Here is a 19,510-nt window from a genome sequence, read left to right on the forward strand (position 1 = left end):
CCGGCAATGGCCAATGCCGTCGTTGCCGATGGCAAATGCCGCCATGTGGCGGCGGGCGCAGCAACGGGCCGTCCCGTCGCGGCAAAAATTATAGAATACCGGCTTCCGACGGCAAAACCGGGTGCCGTTGGACTGCATGCCCGCAGGTGCGCGCCATCCGCGGGTGTTTTCGCATTTATCGCATCACTTCGCGTTCCGGCACGCGAAACCAGGATATTCCCATCATGCAACGCATCATGCTGCGGGCAAAGCTGCACCGCGTCACGGTCACCGAAGCCGATCTCCACTACGAGGGTTCTTGCGGCATCGACGAAGACCTGCTGGACGCTGCCGGCATGCGCGAGTTCGAGCGCATCGAGCTCTACAACATCAACAATGGCGAACGCTTCGATACCTACATCATCAAGGCGGCCCGCGGCAGCGGCATCATCTCGCTCAATGGCGCGGCCGCGCGCCGGGCGCAGGTCGGCGACCTGATGATCATCTGCACCTACGGTCCGATGTCGGAAGAGCAATCCGCCACCCACAAGCCGCAGGTCGTGCTGGTGGACGACGCCAACCGCGTCAAGGAAATCCGCAAGTTCCCGGCCTGAGGCCGGGCCGGGCGGCGCGTCGCGTGGCGCGCCGTCAACCCTGATACGTTTCATCATGAGCTTCCAGGTCATCATTCAACCCAGCAAGCATCAATTCCCGGTCGAGCCGGGCCAGACCGTGCTCGACGGCGCCCTGGCCGCGGGCATCGTGCTGCCCTACAGCTGCCGCAACGGCGCCTGCTCCACCTGCAAGGGCAAAGTGGTGTCCGGGGAGTTCGACGCCGGCCAGTACCCCGCGCAGATCCTGTCGCCCGAGGAACTGGCCGACGGCTACACCCTGTTCTGTCAGGCCCGGCCCGCGTCCGACCTGGTGGTCGAGTCCACCGAAGTGCGCCTGGCCAGCGACATCCAGATCCGCAAGCTGCCTTCGCGCGTGCAGACCATGGAGCGCGCGGCGCCGGACGTGACCGTGCTCAAGCTGCAATTGCCCGCCTCCGAGCAATTCCGCTACTACGCCGGCCAGTACATCGAGGTCATCCTCAAGGACGGCCGCCGCCGCAGCTATTCCATGGCCGGCGCGCCGCACACCGGCAGCCCGCTGGAACTGCACATCCGCCACATGCCGGGCGGGGTCTTCACCGACCACGTGTTCGGCGCTGGCGACACCCAGATGAAAGAGCGCGAGATCCTGCGCCTGGAAGGCCCGTTCGGGTCGTTCTTCCTGCGCGAAGACAGCGACAAGCCGGTCATCCTGCTGGCCAGCGGCACCGGCTTCGCGCCGGTCAAGGCCATCGTCGAGCACATGATCCACAAGAACATCCGCCGTCCGGTGTCGCTGTACTGGGGCGGCCGCCGCCCGCGCGACCTGTACATGGACGAACTGGCGCAGTCGTGGGTCCGCGACCTGCCGGATTTCCGCTACGTGCCGGTGGTGTCGAACGCGCTCGAGGAAGACGGCTGGAGCGGCCGTGACGGCTTCGTCCACGAGGCCGTGCTGCAGGACATCCCCGACATGTCCGGCCACCAGGTCTACGCCTGCGGCGCGCCGCCCATGGTCGACGCCGCGCGGCGCGAATTCAGCGCCCAGTGCGGCCTGCCGCCGGAGGAGTTCTACGCCGACGCCTTCACGTCCGAGGCCGACCTGGCGAAAGCCGCGACCTGAATCCAGCAGGGCGGCGCATGACCCGAAAGGGAAGGAATCCGGCCACGGCGGGTTCCTTCCCTTTTTTTGATGGAATCGGCCGTAGGCGGGGGCGGGGCGCCGGGGTAAACTGCGGTGTCATCTTGGCAGCGGCTTGCCACGGGACGCGGGCATCGTGTCCGCGGGCTCAGTGGGCCAGCAGGGAGCAATGCGGGCATGAAAGTAGCGGTATTGGGTAGCGGCATCATCGGAATCTCCAGCGCCTGGTGGCTCAGCCAGGCGGGCCACGAGGTCGTGGTCATCGACCGCTGCACCGGACCCGCCCAGGAAACCAGTCTGGCCAACGGCGCGCAGATCTCGGTTTCCTACGCCGAGCCATGGGCCAACCCGCAGGCGCCCCTGAAACTGCTCAAGTGGATGTTCCAGGACAACGCGCCGCTGCTGTTCCGCCCGCAGCTGGACTGGCGCCAGTGGATGTGGGGCCTGGCCTTCTTGCGCGAATGCCTGCCGGGCCGCCTGGCGCCGAACATCCGCGCCATGGTGCGCATGGCCGAATACAGCCGCGCCACGCTGCGCGGCATGCGCGCCGAACTCGGCATCGAATACGACCACCTCGAGCGCGGCATCCTGAATTTCTACCGTGACCAGCACGAATTCGAGAACTCGCAGCGCGCCGCCGGCCTGATGCGCGATTTCGGCGTCGAGCGCCGCGTCGTCTCGACGGACGAGGTCATCGCCATCGAGCCGGCCCTGGCGCCGCATCGCAACACCATCGTCGGCGGCGACTACACCCCCGAGGACGAAAGCGGCGACGTGCACCTGTTCACGGTCGCGCTGGCCGAGCGCTGCGCGCGCGCCGGCGTCGAATTCCGCTACAGCACCCGCGTCACCCGGCTCATCACCCAGGCCGGCGCGGTCAGCGGCGTCGAACTGATCGAGCCCGATGGCCGCTACGGCACCCTGGCGGCCGATGCCTACGTGGTGGCCATGGGCAGTTTCAGCCCGTCGCTGCTGCGTCCGCTCGGCATCCCGTGCAACGTCTACCCGGCCAAGGGCTATTCGGCCACCTTCCCGGTGCTGAACCCCGGCGGCGCGCCCACGGTCAGCCTGACGGACAGCAGCCACAAGGTGGTGTTCTCGCGCCTGGGCGACCGCCTGCGCATGGCTGGAACGGCCGAGCTGTCCGGCTATTCGCGCGGCCTGAATACCGGCCGCTGCGAAGCCATGACGCGGCTGGCCCGCGAACTCTTTCCCGATGCGCTCGACTTCGAGCGCGTCAGCTATTGGTCGGGCCTGCGCCCGTCCACTCCCTCGAACGTGCCCATCATCGGCCGCAGCCACATTCCCAATTTGTATATCAATACCGGACACGGTACTCTCGGCTGGACGATGGGCGTCGGCTCGGGCCGGGCACTGGCCGACCTGCTGAGCGGACGTCGTCCAGAACCGGAATTCCCTTTTCTTGGTCTATGAACCTATGAAGAAATTGCAATTGGCGGGCATTGCCCGCGCGATGTTCGCCAGCCGGCGCACATGGGTCTTTGGCGCCGCCATGGCGGTCGCGGGCGCGGTCCATGCCGCTCCCGTCGAAATCCAGGTCTGGCACACGCTGCCGGACGCCAACAAGGCCGAGTTCGAGAAGCTGGCCAAGCAGTACAACAAGGAGCAGGACCAGGTCAAAGTGACCCTGCGCGCCTTCGCCTCGCAGGCGCAGCTGCAGCAGGAAGCCACCGCCGCGGTCAAGGCCAAGAAGGCCCCCAACCTGGTGCAACTGAACGACAACCACTCGCCGGAAGTCGTGGCCGAACACAAGGCCATCCTGCCGATGTACGAATTGCTGGCCAAGTATCCGATCAAGGACCTGAACTGGTTCGTGCCGGCCACCAGCAGCTTCATCCGCGACGGCAAGGGCCGCCTGCTGGCCTTCCCGTGGATGGCCGAAGTGCCGGTGATGTTCTACAACACCGCTGCCTACAAGAAGGCCGGCCTCGATCCCAACAAGCCCGCCCGCACCTGGACCGGCCTGCAGGCCGAGCTGCTGAAGCTGCGCGACGTGGCCGACCTCGACTGTCCCTATGCCTCCAGCGACCAGGTCGCGGTCCACCTGGAAAACCTGGCGCCGGTGAACAACCAGCAGTACACCAGCAACAACAACGGCCTGGACGCGGTCACCAAGAAGAGCGCGGCGCCGGCGATGCAGTTCGACACGCTCTACATGCGCCACATCTCGCTGATGGTCAGCTGGAAGCGTTCGCTGCTGTTCATGGCGCACACCGCCGACAACAGCGCCGACAAGCTGTTCGCCAAGGGCGAGTGCGCGGTGCTGACCGGCAATTCGGGCTCGTTCGGCCAGTTCCTGAACACCAAGTCGCTGTCGTTCGGCGTGGCGCCGCTGCCTTACTACGACCAGGTCACCCAGACCGGCGGCCAGCCGTTCGTGAGCGGCTCGGCCCTGTGGGCGCTTGATGGCCGTCCGAAGGACGAGGAAAAGGCCACGGCGCAATTCCTGGCCTGGCTGTCCAAGCCCGTCATCGCGGCGGAATGGCACCAGCGCACCGGCTACCTGCCGCTGACCGAAGCCGCGTTCCGCGCCTCGGACGTGTCGTTCTACAAGAGCATCCCCGGCGCCCAGGCCGTGGTGGCCTCGATGAGCACCCGCCCGGTCGCCAACAGCCGCGGCTTCCGCATGGCCAACTACGACCGCATCGAGCCCGTGTTCAACCAGCAGCTCAACGACGCGCTGGAAGGCAAGACGCCGCCGGTGTCGGCCCTGAACAACGCCGCCAACCAGGCCCGCGCCATCGCCACGCAGCGTTGATCGCAGGCCCGTCGGGCTGGCGCCGCGGCGCCACCCCGCCACCCCGCCACCCGAAAGCCCGGTTTCCGAACCGGGCTTTTTTCATGCCCGCGGCCGGCGGGGTTGCATGGCGCCAGCAGGGGCGGGATGGATTGCTCCCTGCGTACATGCCGGTCTGTGAAGATGGTCGGCGCGCCGGCACCATGATGGCGGTGCGGCCCGCCTCCGGGCCGCCGTCTTTCCGAAGGTGGCAGGGATGGTACGAAGATTCTTCCTGGCGGCAGGGCTGGCGGGCCTGGCCGGATGCGCGGCGTGGCCCGCCACGCGACCGGCGACCGGCGCGTCCTGGCGGCCGACCGGGGCCGCGTCGCGGGAGTACGATTTCGATTGGCGGCTGTCCGGCGATCCGGCGGTGGCGCCGTTGCAGGTGTTCGACGACGGCCGCGAAACCTGGCTGCAATTCGCGCCGGACCAGGCGGTGCCGGCCATTTTCGGCGTCGATCCCGCCGGCGAACGGGTCCTGCCCTATGCGCGTCGCGATCCCTACGTGGTGCTGGCCGGCCGGTGGGACGTCCTGGTGTTCCGTGGCGGCCGGCTGTCGGCGCGGGCGCGCCGCGCGCCGGGGCCGTCCGAGGGGGCGCGCGCCGCCTGCGGGTCGGCCCCGACGGTGCAAGGCGCCGACAACCCTCTATAATCAAAGATTCGCCTAAATTCTGCTTCATCCACGATGAAATCCTCCGAGATTCGCCAGCAGTTCCTGCAATTCTTCAAGTCCAAGGGACACACCATCGTTCCTTCGTCGTCGCTCGTGCCGGGCAACGATCCGACCCTGCTTTTCACCAATTCGGGCATGGTCCAGTTCAAGGACGTCTTCACGGGCAAGGAATCGCGGTCGTACACGCGTGCCACGTCGTCGCAGCGCAGCGTGCGCGCCGGCGGCAAGCACAACGACCTGGAGAACGTGGGCTACACCGCCCGCCACCATACGTTCTTCGAAATGCTGGGCAATTTCAGCTTCGGCGACTACTTCAAGCGCGACGCCATCCAGTACGCCTGGGAATTGCTGACGCAGGTCTACAAGCTGCCCGCCGACAAGCTCTGGGTCACCGTCTACCAGGAAGACGACGAAGCCTACGACATCTGGGCCAAGGAAGTCGGCGTGCCGACCGAGCGCATCATCCGCATCGGCGACAACAAGGGCGCCCGCTACGCCTCGGACAACTTCTGGCAGATGGCCGACACCGGCCCCTGCGGTCCGTGCTCGGAAATCTTCTACGACCACGGTCCCGAGATCTGGGGCGGCCCCCCGGGATCGCCCGAGGAAGACGGCGACCGCTACATCGAGATCTGGAACCTGGTGTTCATGCAGTTCGAGCGTGACGCCGCCGGCAACATGCCGCGCCTGCCGCGCCCCTGTGTCGATACCGGCATGGGCCTGGAGCGCATCGCGGCCGTGCTGCAGCACGTCCACTCCAACTACGAGATCGACCTGTTCCAGCACCTGATCGCCGCCGCCGCGCGCGAGACCGGTATCAAGGACCTGGAAAACAATTCGCTCAAGGTCATCGCCGACCACATCCGCGCCTGCTCGTTCCTGATCGTCGACGGCGTCATTCCCAGCAACGAAGGCCGCGGCTACGTGCTGCGCCGCATCGTCCGCCGCGCGCTGCGCCACGGCTACAAGCTGGGCCAGACCAAGCCGTTCTTCCACCGCCTGGTGCCGGATCTGGTCGCCGAGATGGGCGAGGCCTATCCCGAGCTGGCCGCCACCGCCGAGCGCGTGGCACAGGTGCTCAAGCAGGAAGAAGAACGCTTCGGCGAAACGCTCGAACACGGCATGCGCATCCTCGACGGCGCGCTGGCCAATGTGCCCAAGGGCGGCCAGCTGGACGGCACCACGCTGTTCACGCTGTACGACACCTACGGCTTTCCGGTCGACCTGACCGCCGACATCTGCCGCGAACGCGAGGTCGACGTCGACATGGCCGGCTTCGAAGTCGCCATGGAACGCCAACGCGACCAGGCGCGCGCCGCCGGCAAGTTCAAGATGGCCGAGGGCCTGAGCTACGAAGGCGCGGAAACGCGTTTCGAAGGCTACGAAAAGCTCGAGCTCGACAACGTCAAGGTCACGGCCCTGTACGTCGACGGCACCCAGGTGCAACAGGTCCAGGCCGGCCAGAGCGCCGTGGTGGTGCTGGACGCCACCCCGTTCTACGCCGAGTCCGGCGGCCAGGTCGGTGACACCGGCCTGCTCGAAGCCGCCGGCGTGCGCTTCGCCGTGGGCGATACGCTCAAGATCCAGTCCGGCGTGTTCGGCCATCACGGCACGCTCGAAGAGGGCAAGCTGGCCGTGGGCGACACCCTGCTGGCGCGCGTGGACGCGGTGCGCCGCGCCCGTACCGTGCGCAACCACTCGGCCACCCACCTGATGCACAAGGCCCTGCGCCAGGTGCTGGGCGCGCACGTGCAACAGCGCGGCTCGCTTGTCGATCCCGACAAGACGCGTTTCGACTTCGCGCAGGACGCGCCCCTGACCGCCGAGCAGATCGCGCGCGTCGAGGCCATCGTCAACGCCGAAATCCTCGCCAACCAGCCCACCGTGGCCCAGGTCATGGCCTACGACGACGCCGTCAAGGGCGGCGCCATGGCGCTGTTCGGCGAAAAGTACGGCGACACCGTGCGCGTGCTCGACATCGGTTTCTCGCGCGAACTGTGCGGCGGCACCCACGTCGGCCGCACCGGCGACATCGGCCTGTTCAAGATCGTGTCCGAAGGCGGCGTGGCCGCCGGCGTGCGCCGTATCGAGGCCATCACGGGCGACAACGCCCTGGCCTGGGTGCAGAACCAGAGCGCCTTGCTGGCCCAGGTGGCCGGCATGCTGCGCAGCACGCCCGCCGACCTGCCGGCCCGCATCTCGCAGGTGCAGGACCAGGTCAAGCAGCTCGAGAAAGACCTGGAGCAATCGCGCAGCAAGCTCGCCGCCAGCGCCGGCAACGACCTGGCCAGTTCCGCGGCCGTCGAGGTCAAGGGCATCAAGCTGCTGGCCGCCAGCATCGGCGACGTCGATCCCAAGGCCCTGCGCGGCATGGTCGACAACCTGAAGGACCGCCTCAAGCCCGCCGTGGTGCTGCTGGCCACCGGCTCGGCCGATGGCAAGATCAGTGTCGTCGGCGGCGTCACGGCCGACCTGACCAACCGCATCAAGGCCGGCGACCTGGTGGGCTTCGTCGCCAGCCAGGTGGGTGGCAAGGGCGGCGGCCGTCCGGACATGGCCATGGGTGGCGGCACCGATCTGGCGGCGCTGCCCGCCGCGATCGCCAGCGTGCAGAAGTGGGTCGATGAGCGCCTCTGACCTGGACACCGCGCCGGCCGTGCCGGCGCCGTCCTTCGACCAGGACGTCGACGCCAGCGGCCTGACCTGCCCGTTGCCGATCCTGCGCGCCAAGAAGGCCCTGGCGCAGATGGAAAGCGGCCAGGTGCTGCGCGTCCTGACCACCGACCGCAACGCCATCCGTGACTTCCAGGCGTTCGCCCGCCAGACCGGCAACGTGCTGGTCGCCCAACACGAGGCCGACGGCCGCGGCGTGCATTTCCTACGTCGCCGCTGACCAGCGCGCGCCATGAAAAAGGCCAGCCTCCCCGGGCTGGCCTTTTTGCTTTCCGGCGCGGCGCCTTACTTGTGGATCGCCGCCGCGACCGCCTGCGTGATGGTGAAGTCCACCAGGTCGCCTTCCTTCAGTTGCGCCAGGCGCGCCTGCAGGGCGGGGTCCTGCACCTGGATCGTGCGCAGGCCGCCTTGCGGTCCCTTCAGCGTGACCAGGTTGGCGCTCTTGTTGATGTGCCAGATCTCGGCGGTGATGGTGGTCTGCCGGCCCATGGCGCCGCCGGGCTTGGCCCCCTTGGCGCTGCGCGTGCCGGCGGTCTGGGTGACGACCTCGGGAGCGCCGGAGCCGGCCGGGCGCACGTCGACGGCGACCGACTCGTAATAGTCCAGCGAGAGCGAATCGCCCGGCTTGATCTGGTTGAAATTACGTACGTTCGGCCCGACCTGGACATCCACCACATTGCCATTGGCGCCCTGCAGGGTGACGGTGCGGGTGGCGGGGTCCACCGCGGTGACCTTGCCGGTGGCGGTGGTCAGCGCGGCGCCGACCACCCGGGCCTGGGCCGCCATCGGCAGCGCCAGCATGCCCGCCAGCAGACCTGTTGCCGCCAGGCGCGCGACAGGGGTGAAGACAGTTTTACGGTTCTTCATGGTGTAGCACCCTCCGGTAGAGGAAGTTGGGGGAAAACGCGGGGGAGAAACAGGCGCGATCAGCCGCTGCGAAACCGGGGACGTTTGCGCGGGCGCGGGGTATGCGAGGGCAGGGAGGGGCGGCGCCGTTGTGGCGCGGCAGGGGGGGGCGGGCTTGCGGATGTGGCGCAGGATGACATTCCGATCTCTCCAATCGGGGACATGCTTCACACGCACTTGCAAAGGGCGCCGGTGGGGCGGCGCGTCGCGGATGGAAACGCCGCCGGGCGATTTTCGCGCAGCCCGGCGCGGCACGGCGGCCCTTGACGGGCTACACTCTGCCTGCGGCGGGCTGCGGCCCGGATTTTGTAGAATACCCGTATGTGGCGCATATGTGGTGTTTTCGCGTATAAATCGCGCCGCGACTTCCGATATTCAGCACGGGCATTTGCCAGCCGGCTTGTTTAAGTGCTAGAATTTCCCGTTTTTCACAACTAATTCAAGGGATTACCTATGGTGGTGATTCGCCTGGCCCGCGGTGGGTCCAAGAAGCGTCCGTTCTACAACCTGGTGGCCACCGATTCGCGTAACCGTCGCGACGGCCGTTTCATCGAGCGCGTGGGTTTCTACAACCCCGTCGGCAACGAAGGCACGGAAAACCTGCGCATCGCGCTGGATCGCGTGCAACACTGGACCAGCAACGGCGCCCAGCTGTCGCCGGCCGTCGAGCGTCTGGTCAAGGACTACTCGGCCAAGGTTTCCGCCGCGGCTTAATGCCCGCGTCGCACGCCTGAACCCTGCTAGTTTCTAGCTACGCTGTACGAAACCGATAGCCCGACACATGTCTGATGCCGCACATTCCAACGCGGCGCCTGCGGACTTGATCGAGCTGGGTCGCATCAGTGCGGCCTACGGTGTGAAAGGCTGGGTCAAGGTGCAGCCGCATTCGGCCAATGCCGAAGTGCTGCTCTCAGCTTCTCAATGGTGGTTGACTCGCCCTGTGCCTGAATTGGCGCGGGGCGCTGTCGCGTCTGCGCCTGTCGCATACAAGGTCGTGCAAGTCCGTTCGCAGGGCGCCACCGTGGTGGCCCAGCTGGCTGGCATCGCCGACCGTGACAAGGCCGAAGCGCTGCGCGGTTTTTCCGTGCAGGCGCCGCGGGGTTCCTTCCCCGCGCCCGAAGAAGACGAATACTACTGGGTCGATCTCATTGGCTGCTCGCTGTACACCACGGCGAACGGCGACGCCGCGCTCATAGGCGTGGTGGACGAGGTCCTGGATAACGGCGCTCACGCCGTCTTGAAAGTCTTGTGCCAGAAGGTCGGGGCCGACGGCCCCGAACCCATCCTGAACGCCAAGGGAAAGCCCGCCGAAATGCTCGTTCCGTTCGTGCGCGCGCACATCCAAGCCGTCGATCTGGCCGCGCGCCGCATCGATAGCGACTGGCCCGCGGATCTCTGATGCGCATTGATGTCGTGACGCTCTTTCCCGAAATGTTCGGGGTGGTGCGCGACCTGGGCGTCACTGGCCGGGCCCATGCCCAGGGCCGGTGGGCCCTGCATGCCTGGAATCCGCGTGATTTCACCAGTGATCCCCACCGTACCGTGGACGACCGCCCTTATGGCGGCGGCCCCGGCATGGTGATGATGGCGGCTCCGCTGGAAGCCGCCGTCAACGCCGCCCAGGCGGCGCGCGCGGCCCAAGGCCTGGGGCCTGCCCCGGTGGCGCTGCTCGCGCCCGTGGGCAAGCGTTACGACCAGGCCGGCGCCGAGGCGCTGGCCGCCAGCGACGGCCTGATTCTCATCTGCGGTCGCTACGAAGGCGTCGACCAGCGCTTCATCGAGCGCTGCGTCACGCACGAAATCTCGCTGGGCGACTTCGTGTTGTCCGGCGGCGAGATCGCGGCGCTCGCCGTGATCGACGCCGCGGTGCGCCTGCTGCCGGGCGTGCTGAACGACGGCGACTCCGCGTTGCAGGACTCCTTCAACGACACGCTGTCCGGCCTGCTGGACAGCCCGCATTACACCCGCCCCGAGGTCTACGAGGGCGCGCCGGTGCCGGCGCCGCTGCTCAGTGGCCATCACGCCAACATCTCGCGCTGGCGCCGTGAACGCTCGCTGGCGCTGACCGTCGCGCGCCGCCCCGAGCTGATCGCGTCGGCCCGCGCCCAGGGCTGGTTGTCGCTGGCCGACGAACGCTTCCTGGCCGAGCTGGCCGGCGAGCCGTTGCCGCCGCTGCCCGCCAAGCGCCGCCGCGGATCCAGGCCCAAGACTTCCTGAGCCGGCCGGCGCATCCCCAGGCCTTGCGCCAGGACGCGCTTCTGTCGGTTTCGTGACGGGCGCATCCCTCTCCGCATCCCTCTCGATTCTGTGGCGGGGCGCATCTTTCCGGGGCCCGCGCCAGGATGCGTGCATCCCGGTTTGATGCCGATGCCCCGGCCTCCGTTCGTCCTTGTTCCCGCAGCGCCGGCCGGCGTGCCGCCGTTCATCGCGCGGGATTCCTCTGCAAGCCTTTTCCCGTTTTCCAAGACCGGTTCGGCCTAGGGATGCTCCTAGGTTGTAGCGGCTCGCCTCGCTCCTTAGTATTGAAAATTACATAAAAATGAAATTTTCATATGAGCCGATCCTCTCCCATGCCGAGTGATGCCGCCGCGCTGTCCAAGCCATCGCTGGCGGCGGGCCGTCCCGAGTCCGCCGTCGACATGTGGCTGGGCCAGCAGCTGCGCCAGTTGCGCAAGCAGCACGGCCGTTCGCTGGCGGACGTGGCGCAGGCCTGCGGCATGTCGCTGGGGCTGCTCAGCCAGATCGAGCGCGGCCTGAGCTCGGCGTCGGTGAAGACGCTGCACCAGCTGGCGCGCGAGTTCGGCGTATCGGTCAACGCCTTGCTGCGCAACGCCGAACACACCGAAGGCGAGGACGGCGGCCGTGTCGCCCGCGCCGGCACGCACCGCTACATCGACCTGCGCGAGAAGGGCATCGTCAAGGAGATGTACACGCCGCCCGCGTGCCGCAGCATGGACCTGTGCCGCGCCACCATCGAGCCCGGCGGTTCGACCGGCAACGAGCTGTTCGTGACCGGGCAGGGCGAGCAGATCGGCGTGGTGCTCAAGGGCACGCTCGAACTCTGGGTGGGCGACCGCGTCGTGCTGCTCAAGGAAGGCGACAGTTTCTGCTATGCCAGCAGCACGCCGCGGCGCTGGCGCAATCCCGGCTCCCAGGCGACCGAGGTCATCTGGGCCATCTCGAACATCAATCAAGCCGCGGGGGATGTGACGCAACCGCCGCCTTGAGCGCGCGGGCAGTGAATCGGCGCGATGACACTGGGGATCATCCGCCTTCCGGGCACGCTCCGGAACTCTTTGCCTAGATGAGGAAATGTCATGAAATTCAAGACTCTGGTTGTCTCTGTATTCGCAGCATTGTCCACGGCCACGGCCGCGCAGGCCCAGACGGTGCTGAAGGTGGGGTCCACGCCCACCGGCAGTCCGTTCACCTTTCTCGACACCAAGACCAATTCCATCGAGGGGGTGATGGTCGACATCGTGAAAGCGGTCGGCAAGGAGGCCGGTTTCGAGGTGCAGATCGAGCCCATGGCGTTTTCGGCGCTGATCGGTTCGCTTACCTCCAAGCGCATCGACATCGTCTCGGCGGCCATGTTCATCACGCCGCAGCGCCAGCAGGTGGTGAGTTTCTCGGAGCCGGTCTACCGCTACGGCGAAGGCCTGATGGTGCTCAAGAGCGACAACAAGGAATACAAGTCCTTCGCCGACATGAAGGGCATGACGGTCGGCGTGCAGGTCGGCACCGCCTTCGTCGAGCCGATCCAGAAGAGCGGCGTGTTCAAGGAAGTGAAGCTCTACGACAATCCGCCGGACATGATGCGCGACGCCAACGCCGGCCGCATCCAGGGCGGCTTCATGGACTACCCGATCGCCGCGTACATCCTGACCCAGGGCAACTATCCCAACCTGAAGATGGCGCAGTCCTACCAGCCCACCGTCATGGGCAGCCTGGGCCTGGCCACGCGCAAGGACGACACCGCCTTGCTCGAACGCATCAACAAGGCGCTGGCCAAGCTGAAGGCCGATGGCGCCATCGACCAGATCCTGAAGAAGTGGGGGCTGGGCGGCTGACGCCCGTTTGATGGCGGGCGCGGCGCCGTGACAGGCGTCCGCCCGGACTGCGCGCCCTGGCGCGCGGACCGGCCGCGACCCGGCTTCCCGGATGCGGCCCAGTAGGGGTGAATCGAGTCATGACGGAATTCTTCAAAGACGCGGCGGAGTACCTGCCGATCCTGTTGCAGGGGGCCAAGCTCACCATCCTGGTGACGCTCGGGTCGCTGGTCCTGTCCACGCTGCTGGGGCTGGTGTGGGCGCTGATGCGGGTCTCCGGCAACAAATACCTGTCCAAGTTCAGCGCGGGCGTGATCAACCTGCTGCGCGGCATCCCGATCATCGTGCTGCTGTTCTACATCTACTTCGTGATGCCGGACATGGGCATCGCGCTGACGGCGGTGCAGGCGGCCATCATCGGCCTGGGCATCGCCTATTCGGCCTACCAGGCGGAGAACTTCCGCGCCGGCATCGAGGCCATCGACCGCGGCCAGATCGAGGCGGCCATGGCGATGGGCATGAGCTGGAGCATGACCATGCGCCGCGTGGTGCTGCCGCAGGCCGTCAAGATCGTGCTGCCGCCCTACGGCAACATCATGATCATGATGCTCAAGGACTCGTCGCAGGCGTCCACCATCACGGTGGCCGAGCTTGCCCTGCAGGGCAAGCTGATCGCCGTGTCGACGTTCAAGAACGCCACCGTGTTCTCGCTGGTGGCGCTGATGTACCTGGTGATGTGCGTGCCGCTGATCCTGCTGGTGCGGCATCTGGAAAAGAGGAGTGCCGCCAAATGATCGAACTCAAGGGCGTGCGCAAGAGCTTCGGGTCGCTGGAGGTGCTCAAGGGCATCGACGCCGAGGTCAGCAAGGGCGAGGTGGTGTGCGTGATCGGGCCGTCCGGCTCGGGCAAGTCCACCATCCTGCGCTGCATCAACGGGCTGGAGCGCTACAACGCCGGCCGCATCACCGTGGATGGCGAGCTGGTGGACTGCGACGCAGCCTCCATCGTCTCCATCCGCACGCAGGTGGCGATGGTGTTCCAGCGCTTCAACCTGTTCCCGCATCGTACCGCGCTGGAGAACGTGGTGGAAGGGCCGATCTACGTGAAGGGCGAGCCGCGCGCACAGGCGCTGGAGCGCGGCCGTGAATTGCTGGCCAGCGTCGGCCTGGCCGACAAGGCCGACGCCCATCCGCCGCAACTGTCCGGCGGCCAGCAGCAGCGCGTGGCGATCGCGCGGGCGCTGGCGATGCAGCCCAAGGCGATCCTGTTCGACGAACCGACCTCGGCGCTCGACCCTGAACTGGTGGGCGACGTGCTGGGGGTGATGCGCAAGCTGGCCGAGGCCGGCATGACCATGGTCGTCGTGACGCACGAGATGAGTTTCGCGCGCGAGGTCGCGGATCGCGTCATGTTCTTTGACGGCGGCGTGATGGTTGAGCAGGGCGCCGCCCGTGAAGTGCTGAATCAGCCGCAGCACCCGCGCACGCAGGATTTCCTGCGCCGCGTGCTGCATCCCATGTGAGGAACCATCATGTCGCAGACGCCGTTTCCGCTTTCCCCATCGCTCTGGGCCGCCACCGCGGCGCCGCCGCCGGACACGCAGCCGCTGGCGCAGTCCGCGCAGGCCGACGTGCTGGTGGTGGGTGGCGGCTATGCCGGCCTGAGCACCGCGCTGCACCTGGCCGAGCAAGGCGTGCGCGTGGTGCTGCTGGAGGCGCGCGAGATCGGTTTTGGCGGTTCGGGCCGCAACGGCGGCCAGGTCATTCCGGGCCTCAAATACGATCCCGATGCGCTGGTCTCGATGTTCGGCGGCGAGCGGGGTGAGCGCCTGGTGCGCTTTGCCGGCGCCACCGCCGATTCGGTGTTCAACCTGATCGAGCGGCACGCAATGGATGTGCCGCACGTGCGCAGCGGCTGGATCCAGGGCGCCCACAATCCCGCAACGCTGGAACTGGCGCATGCCCGCGCGGCGCAATGGGCGCGCCATGGCGCCGACGCGCAGCCGCTCGACAAGGCGCAGGTGGCGCGCCTGATCGGCTCCGATCGCTACCCGGGCGGCTGGATCGACCGGCGCGCGGGCGCGGTGCAGCCGCTGAGCTATGCGCGCGGCCTGGCGCTGGCAGCCTTGAACGCGGGCGCGGTGATCCATACCGATACGCCCGTCACCGGGCTCAAGCGCGACGGCGGCAAGTGGATCGCCACCACCGCCGGCGGCGCCAGCGTGACGGCCGACCGCGTGGTGATGTGCACCAACGCCTACGGCGCCGACCTGCTGCCGGGCCTGAAGACCTCGATCATCGACGCCAACACCTTCCAGGTCGCGACCACGCCGCTGCCGGAGCACCTGCGCGCGGGCATCTTCCCGGAAGGGCAGGTCACCTCCGATACCCGCAACCTGCTGCTCTATTTCCGGCTGGATCACCAGGGCCGCCTGCTGATGGGCGGGCGCGGGCCGTTCCGCGAGCCCAAGGGGCCGCAGGACTGGGCCCACCTGGAACGGGTGATGGTGAAGATGTTCCCGCAGGTGGCCGGCACGCCGTTCGAATACCGCTGGTGCGGCCGCGTGGCCATCACCCGCGACTACCTGCCGCACCTGCACGAGCCGCAGCCCGGCTTGCTGGTGGATATCGGCTGCCAGGGGCGCGGCGTGGGCCTGCAGACCAGCATGGGGCGCGCCATGGCGCAGTACCTCGTCAGCGGCGACGCCAAGGCGCTGCCGGTGCCCTTGTCGCCGGTGACGCCGTTCCCGCTCTATGGGTTGCGGCGCCTGTACGTCAACGCGGTGGTCACGTGGTACCGCATGACGGACGGCGGCGTGTAGGCTGGCGCGGCACGCGCCGGAGCGATATCCGGCGCCAAGACAGCCGCGAAAAAAAAGCCCCGGACAGGTCCGGGGCTTTTTGCATGCGGCGTGTCAGGCGATCAATTGCCCAGCTTGCCGCGCTGTTCGCGTACCTTCTGCAGCGTCTCGCCGAATTGCGCGACGCGGGCCTTTTCCTGCTCGACCACGGCGGCCGGGGCGCGTTCGACGAAGCTGGCGTTGGACAGCTTGCCGTTGGCCTTGGCGATCTCGCCTTCCAGGCGGGCGATCTCCTTGTCCAGGCGCACGCGCTCGGCGGCCACGTCGACCTCGACGTGCAGCATCAGGCGGCTGGCGCCGACCACCTGCACCGGCGCGCCGGCGTCGGGCAGGACGTCCAGCACGTCGACCTGGCTGAGCTTGGCCAGCGCGGCCAGGTAGGGGGCGTTGCGCGTCAGCGTGGGCGCGTCGCCCTGGGCGCACAGCGGCACCTTCTGGGCCGGCGACAGGCTCATCTCGCCGCGCAGCGCGCGCACGGCCTCGATCTGGGCCTTCAGCTCGGCCACGTCGGCTTCGGCGGCGGTGTCCACGGCGGCCGGGTTGGCCTGCGGGAACGGCTGCACGCTGACGCTGTCGGCGACGCCTTCCTGGCGCTTGCCGGCCACCACCGAGACCTTCTGCCACAGCTCTTCGGTGATGAACGGAATGATCGGGTGAGCCAGGCGCAGCACGCCTTCCAGCACGCGAATCAGCGTGCGGCGCGTGCCCAGCTGCTGGGCCGGCGTGCCGGTCTGGATCTGCACCTTGGCCAGTTCCAGGTACCAGTCGCAGTATTCGTCCCAGACGTAGCGGTACAGCGCGTTGGCGACGTTGTCGAAGCGGTAGTCGGCAAAGCCGCGCGCCACCTCGGCTTCCAGCGCCTGCAGCTGGCTGACGATCCAGCGGTCGACGAACGAGGTTTCGCCCGCGTCCGAACCGGTCAGGTCGTGGCCTTCGGTGTTCATCAGCACGAAACGGGTGGCGTTCCAGAGCTTGTTGCAGAAGTTGCGGTAGCCCTCGCAACGCTTCAGGTCGAAGTTGATGTTGCGGCCCAGGGTCGCGTAGGCGGCCATGGTGAAGCGCAGCGCGTCGGTGCCGAAGGCGGGGATGCCGTCCGGATACTGGCGGCGCGTCGCCTTTTCGATGGCGCCGGCCTGCTTGGGATTCATCAGGCCGTAGGTGCGCTTGGCCACCAGGCCGTCCAGGTCGATGCCGTCGATCAGGTCGACCGGGTCGAGCGTGTTGCCCTTGGACTTGCTCATCTTCTGGCCGTCGGCGTCGCGGATCAGGCCGTGCACGTAGACGTGCTTGAACGGGATCTGGCCGGTCAGGTGTGTGGTCAGCATGACCATGCGCGCGACCCAGAAGAAGATGATGTCGAAGCCGGTGACCAGCACGCTGGACGGCAGGTAGCGCTGCAGGTCGGGCGTCTGGTCGGGCCAGCCGAGCGTGGTGAAGGGCACCAGGCCCGACGAGAACCAGGTGTCCAGCACGTCCGGATCGCGCTTGAGCTCGCCGGTGACGCCGGCGGCGCGGGCCTGCTGGATCGCTTCGGCTTCGTCGTGGGCGACGAACACCTGGCCGTCTTCCGCGTACCAGGCGGGAATCTGGTGGCCCCACCACAGCTGGCGCGAAATACACCAGTCCTGGATGTTGTTGAGCCACTGGTTGTAGATGGTGGTCCAGTTGTCCGGGTAGAACTGGATGCGGCCGTCGGCCACCACTTCCAGCGCCACTTCGGTGATGCTCTTGCCCGGGTTGAGCGTGCCCTCGGGGGCCGGCTTGCTCATGGCGACGAACCACTGGTCGGTCAGCATGGGCTCGAGCACGACGCCGGTGCGGTCGCCCTTGGGCTGCATCATCTTGTGCGGCTCGACCTTGACCAGGTAGCCCTCGGCTTCCAGCTGGGCGACCACGGCCTTGCGGGCTTCGTAGCGCTCCATGCCCTGGAACTGCTTGGGGCCGTTTTCGTTGATGTGCGCGTCGAGCGTGAAGATCACGATCAGCGGCAGGTCGTGGCGCATCGCGCAGGCGTAGTCGTTGAAATCGTGCGCGCCGGTGATCTTGACGCAGCCGGTGCCGAATTCGGGGTCGACGAAGTCATCCGCGATGATGGGGATGTTGCGGTCGCACAGCGGCAGCTCGACCTGCTTGCCGACAAGGTGCTTGTAGCGCGGGTCTTCGGGGTGCACGCACAGCGCGCCGTCGGCCAGCATGGTCTCGGGGCGGGTGGTGGCGATGGTCATGCCGCGCAGGGTGACCGTCTGGCCGTCCTTGTCGACGATGGTCTGCGGACCGTCGACGAAGGGGTAGAGGATGTGCCACATGTGGCCGTCGGTCTCTTCCGACTGCACTTCCAGGTCGGACACGGCCGTCAGCAGCTTGGGGTCCCAGTTGACCAGGCGCTTGCCGCGGTAGATCAGGCCCTGTTTATGCAGGCGCACGAAGGTCTCCACCACGCCGCGCGACATGCGGTCGTCCATGGTGAAGTACTCGCGCGGCCAGTCGGCCGAGGCGCCCAGCCGGCGCACCTGGCCGGTGATGGCGCTGCCCGACTTTTCCTTCCATTCCCACACTTTTTCGACGAATTTCTCGCGGCCGAGGTCGTGACGCGAAACCTTCTGGGCGTCGAGCTGTCTTTCAACCACGATCTGCGTGGCGATGCCGGCGTGGTCCGTCCCCGGAATGAAGACGGTGTCGTCGCCCAGCATGCGGTGGTAGCGGATCAGGCCATCCATGATGGTCTGGTTGAACGCGTGGCCCATGTGCAGCGTGCCCGTCACGTTGGGCGGCGGGAACTGGATGACGTAAGGCTCGGCCTTGTTTTCCGTCCCCTTTTTTACGTGCGACCCCGCGGCGAAGTAGCCGCGCTTGTCCCACTCGGCGTACCAGCGGGATTCGAGTTCGGCGGGTTCGAAGCTCTTGGAGAGTTCCGGGGAGTCGGTCGCGGCGGGCGCGGCGTTCGGGGGAGCAGCTTGAGTCATTACAGGGTTCCGGCAGACAGGGCGCCCGGTCGATGGAAACGGGCAAGCAAACCGCTCATTTTAAGATGTAATGCGGTCGTATCGGCGTGTTAGAATACCGGGTTACTGTAAACCTTTTAGAAGTCCCTGAATTCATTGAGGTTTCGCCAAAAGTTCATTGAAAAAACGCTGCGAATTTCAGCACAATGAACCGAGCGAAGCACTCGAGGTGGGACAACCCGGGGGCAACCCCGGGATAACTCCGAAGGGTGGACAGTGTCGAATCCCCGCCTTGGCACAGGCGGCCGGGACGGCCCGGAACGCGCTGTCAACGCAGCTGTTCCGAGCCGCTTGCGCGCCCATGGCGCGATGCCGCTTGAAGGGTGACACCGACAAGCGCAGGCCACGCCAGGCAATCATAGAAACCAGTCAGCAATCAGTTTTTGGAGTTCTCATGTCCATCCAACGTACCCTCTCGATCATCAAGCCCGACGCCGTCGCCAAGAACGTCATCGGCCAGATCGTCGGCCGTTTCGAACAAGCCGGCCTGAAGGTCATCGCCGCCCGCCTGGCCCAGCTGTCGCGCGCCGACGCCGAGCGTTTCTACGCCGTGCACAAGGAACGCCCCTTCTTCAAGGACCTGGTTGACTTCATGATCTCCGGTCCCGTGTTCGTGCAAGTGCTGGAAGGCGAAGACGCCATCCTGAAGAACCGCGACCTGATGGGCGCCACCGACCCCAAGAAGGCCGCCCCGGGCACCATCCGCGCCGACTTCGCCGACAGCATCGACGCCAACGCCGTGCACGGCTCGGACGCGCCGGAAACGGCCGCCGTCGAAGTGGCTTTCTTCTTCCCCGAAATCAACATCCACAGCCGTTGATTTTCCGGAAATCG

The 19,510-nt window shown here is 67.0% G+C and carries 18 protein-coding genes; 16 read left to right on the top strand and 2 right to left on the bottom strand.

What is annotated here, in order from left to right; all coding sequences use genetic code 11:
- The first annotated feature begins 224 nt into the window (after nt 1-224).
- From panD to AC1HFW_RS03145, 7 genes are all read left to right on the top strand, one after another.
- Nucleotides 225-593 (top strand): aspartate 1-decarboxylase, encoded by a 369-nt coding sequence (panD, locus tag AC1HFW_RS03115; protein WP_006393954.1) that lies wholly within the window; start codon nt 225-227, stop codon nt 591-593.
- Nucleotides 594-648: 55 nt separating this feature from the next.
- On the top strand, nt 649-1,695 hold the full coding sequence (locus AC1HFW_RS03120) for a CDP-6-deoxy-delta-3,4-glucoseen reductase (protein ID WP_479281745.1): 1,047 nt from the start codon (nt 649-651) through the stop codon (nt 1,693-1,695).
- A 195-nt stretch (nt 1,696-1,890) separates the two neighbouring features.
- The gene (locus tag AC1HFW_RS03125; RefSeq protein ID WP_061071885.1) at nt 1,891-3,147 is read left to right on the top strand and encodes a D-amino acid dehydrogenase; all 1,257 of its coding nucleotides are present in this window, start codon (nt 1,891-1,893) and stop codon (nt 3,145-3,147) included.
- A 4-nt stretch (nt 3,148-3,151) separates the two neighbouring features.
- Complete coding sequence (locus AC1HFW_RS03130; RefSeq protein WP_006393957.1) at nt 3,152-4,492, top strand: extracellular solute-binding protein; 1,341 nt, start codon at nt 3,152-3,154, stop codon at nt 4,490-4,492.
- A gap of 235 nt (nt 4,493-4,727) precedes the next feature.
- A complete protein-coding gene (locus tag AC1HFW_RS03135; protein ID WP_479281746.1) occupies nt 4,728-5,165 on the top strand; it encodes a TrbG/VirB9 family P-type conjugative transfer protein in 438 nt (145 codons plus the stop codon).
- Nucleotides 5,166-5,198: 33 nt separating this feature from the next.
- Nucleotides 5,199-7,823 carry an alanine--tRNA ligase gene (gene alaS, locus AC1HFW_RS03140; protein WP_006393959.1) on the top strand — a complete coding sequence of 875 codons (2,625 nt, stop codon included), beginning with the start codon at nt 5,199-5,201 and terminating at the stop codon, nt 7,821-7,823.
- Complete coding sequence (locus tag AC1HFW_RS03145) at nt 7,810-8,079, top strand: sulfurtransferase TusA family protein (protein WP_006393960.1); 270 nt, start codon at nt 7,810-7,812, stop codon at nt 8,077-8,079. The genes alaS and AC1HFW_RS03145 overlap by 14 nt, the downstream gene beginning before the upstream one ends.
- Before the next feature lie 65 nt (nt 8,080-8,144).
- On the opposite strand, the gene AC1HFW_RS03150 is transcribed toward AC1HFW_RS03145, so the two are convergent.
- Nucleotides 8,145-8,726: a hypothetical protein gene (locus AC1HFW_RS03150; RefSeq protein WP_035360156.1), complete on the bottom strand. Its 582-nt coding sequence runs from the start codon at nt 8,724-8,726 to the stop codon at nt 8,145-8,147.
- A 492-nt stretch (nt 8,727-9,218) separates the two neighbouring features.
- On the opposite strand from AC1HFW_RS03150, the gene rpsP reads away from it, so the two are divergent.
- The 8 genes from rpsP (at nt 9,219) to AC1HFW_RS03190 (ending at nt 15,635) form a co-directional block, all read left to right on the top strand.
- Nucleotides 9,219-9,479, top strand: coding sequence for a 30S ribosomal protein S16 (gene rpsP / locus AC1HFW_RS03155; protein ID WP_006393962.1), 261 nt, complete (start codon nt 9,219-9,221; stop codon nt 9,477-9,479).
- Between the two features lie 67 nt (nt 9,480-9,546).
- Complete coding sequence (rimM, locus tag AC1HFW_RS03160) at nt 9,547-10,164, top strand: ribosome maturation factor RimM (RefSeq protein WP_035360160.1); 618 nt, start codon at nt 9,547-9,549, stop codon at nt 10,162-10,164.
- A complete protein-coding gene (trmD, locus tag AC1HFW_RS03165; protein WP_116521382.1) occupies nt 10,164-10,982 on the top strand; it encodes a tRNA (guanosine(37)-N1)-methyltransferase TrmD in 819 nt (272 codons plus the stop codon). Before rimM ends, trmD begins: the two co-directional genes overlap by 1 nt.
- 335 nt (nt 10,983-11,317) lie before the next feature.
- Complete coding sequence (locus AC1HFW_RS03170; RefSeq protein ID WP_035360162.1) at nt 11,318-11,992, top strand: helix-turn-helix domain-containing protein; 675 nt, start codon at nt 11,318-11,320, stop codon at nt 11,990-11,992.
- 90 nt (nt 11,993-12,082) lie between these two features.
- Nucleotides 12,083-12,835, top strand: coding sequence for an ABC transporter substrate-binding protein (locus tag AC1HFW_RS03175; RefSeq protein WP_024068344.1), 753 nt, complete (start codon nt 12,083-12,085; stop codon nt 12,833-12,835).
- A gap of 119 nt (nt 12,836-12,954) precedes the next feature.
- Nucleotides 12,955-13,608 carry an amino acid ABC transporter permease gene (locus AC1HFW_RS03180; protein WP_006393967.1) on the top strand — a complete coding sequence of 218 codons (654 nt, stop codon included), beginning with the start codon at nt 12,955-12,957 and terminating at the stop codon, nt 13,606-13,608.
- Nucleotides 13,605-14,336 (top strand): amino acid ABC transporter ATP-binding protein, encoded by a 732-nt coding sequence (locus AC1HFW_RS03185; protein ID WP_061071879.1) that lies wholly within the window; start codon nt 13,605-13,607, stop codon nt 14,334-14,336. The genes AC1HFW_RS03180 and AC1HFW_RS03185 overlap by 4 nt, the downstream gene beginning before the upstream one ends.
- A gap of 9 nt (nt 14,337-14,345) precedes the next feature.
- Nucleotides 14,346-15,635, top strand: a complete 1,290-nt coding sequence (locus AC1HFW_RS03190) for an NAD(P)/FAD-dependent oxidoreductase (protein WP_479281749.1) — start codon at nt 14,346-14,348, stop codon at nt 15,633-15,635.
- Between the two features lie 101 nt (nt 15,636-15,736).
- Here the strand turns inward: AC1HFW_RS03190 and AC1HFW_RS03195 are convergent, their stop codons facing one another.
- Nucleotides 15,737-18,637 carry a valine--tRNA ligase gene (locus AC1HFW_RS03195; RefSeq protein WP_479281751.1) on the bottom strand — a complete coding sequence of 967 codons (2,901 nt, stop codon included), beginning with the start codon at nt 18,635-18,637 and terminating at the stop codon, nt 15,737-15,739.
- Between the two features lie 433 nt (nt 18,638-19,070).
- On the opposite strand from AC1HFW_RS03195, the gene ndk reads away from it, so the two are divergent.
- A complete protein-coding gene (ndk, locus tag AC1HFW_RS03200; RefSeq protein WP_006393972.1) occupies nt 19,071-19,496 on the top strand; it encodes a nucleoside-diphosphate kinase in 426 nt (141 codons plus the stop codon).
- The last annotated feature ends 14 nt before the right edge of the window (nt 19,497-19,510 follow it).

The organism is Achromobacter sp. ISS7, assembly GCF_056523125.1.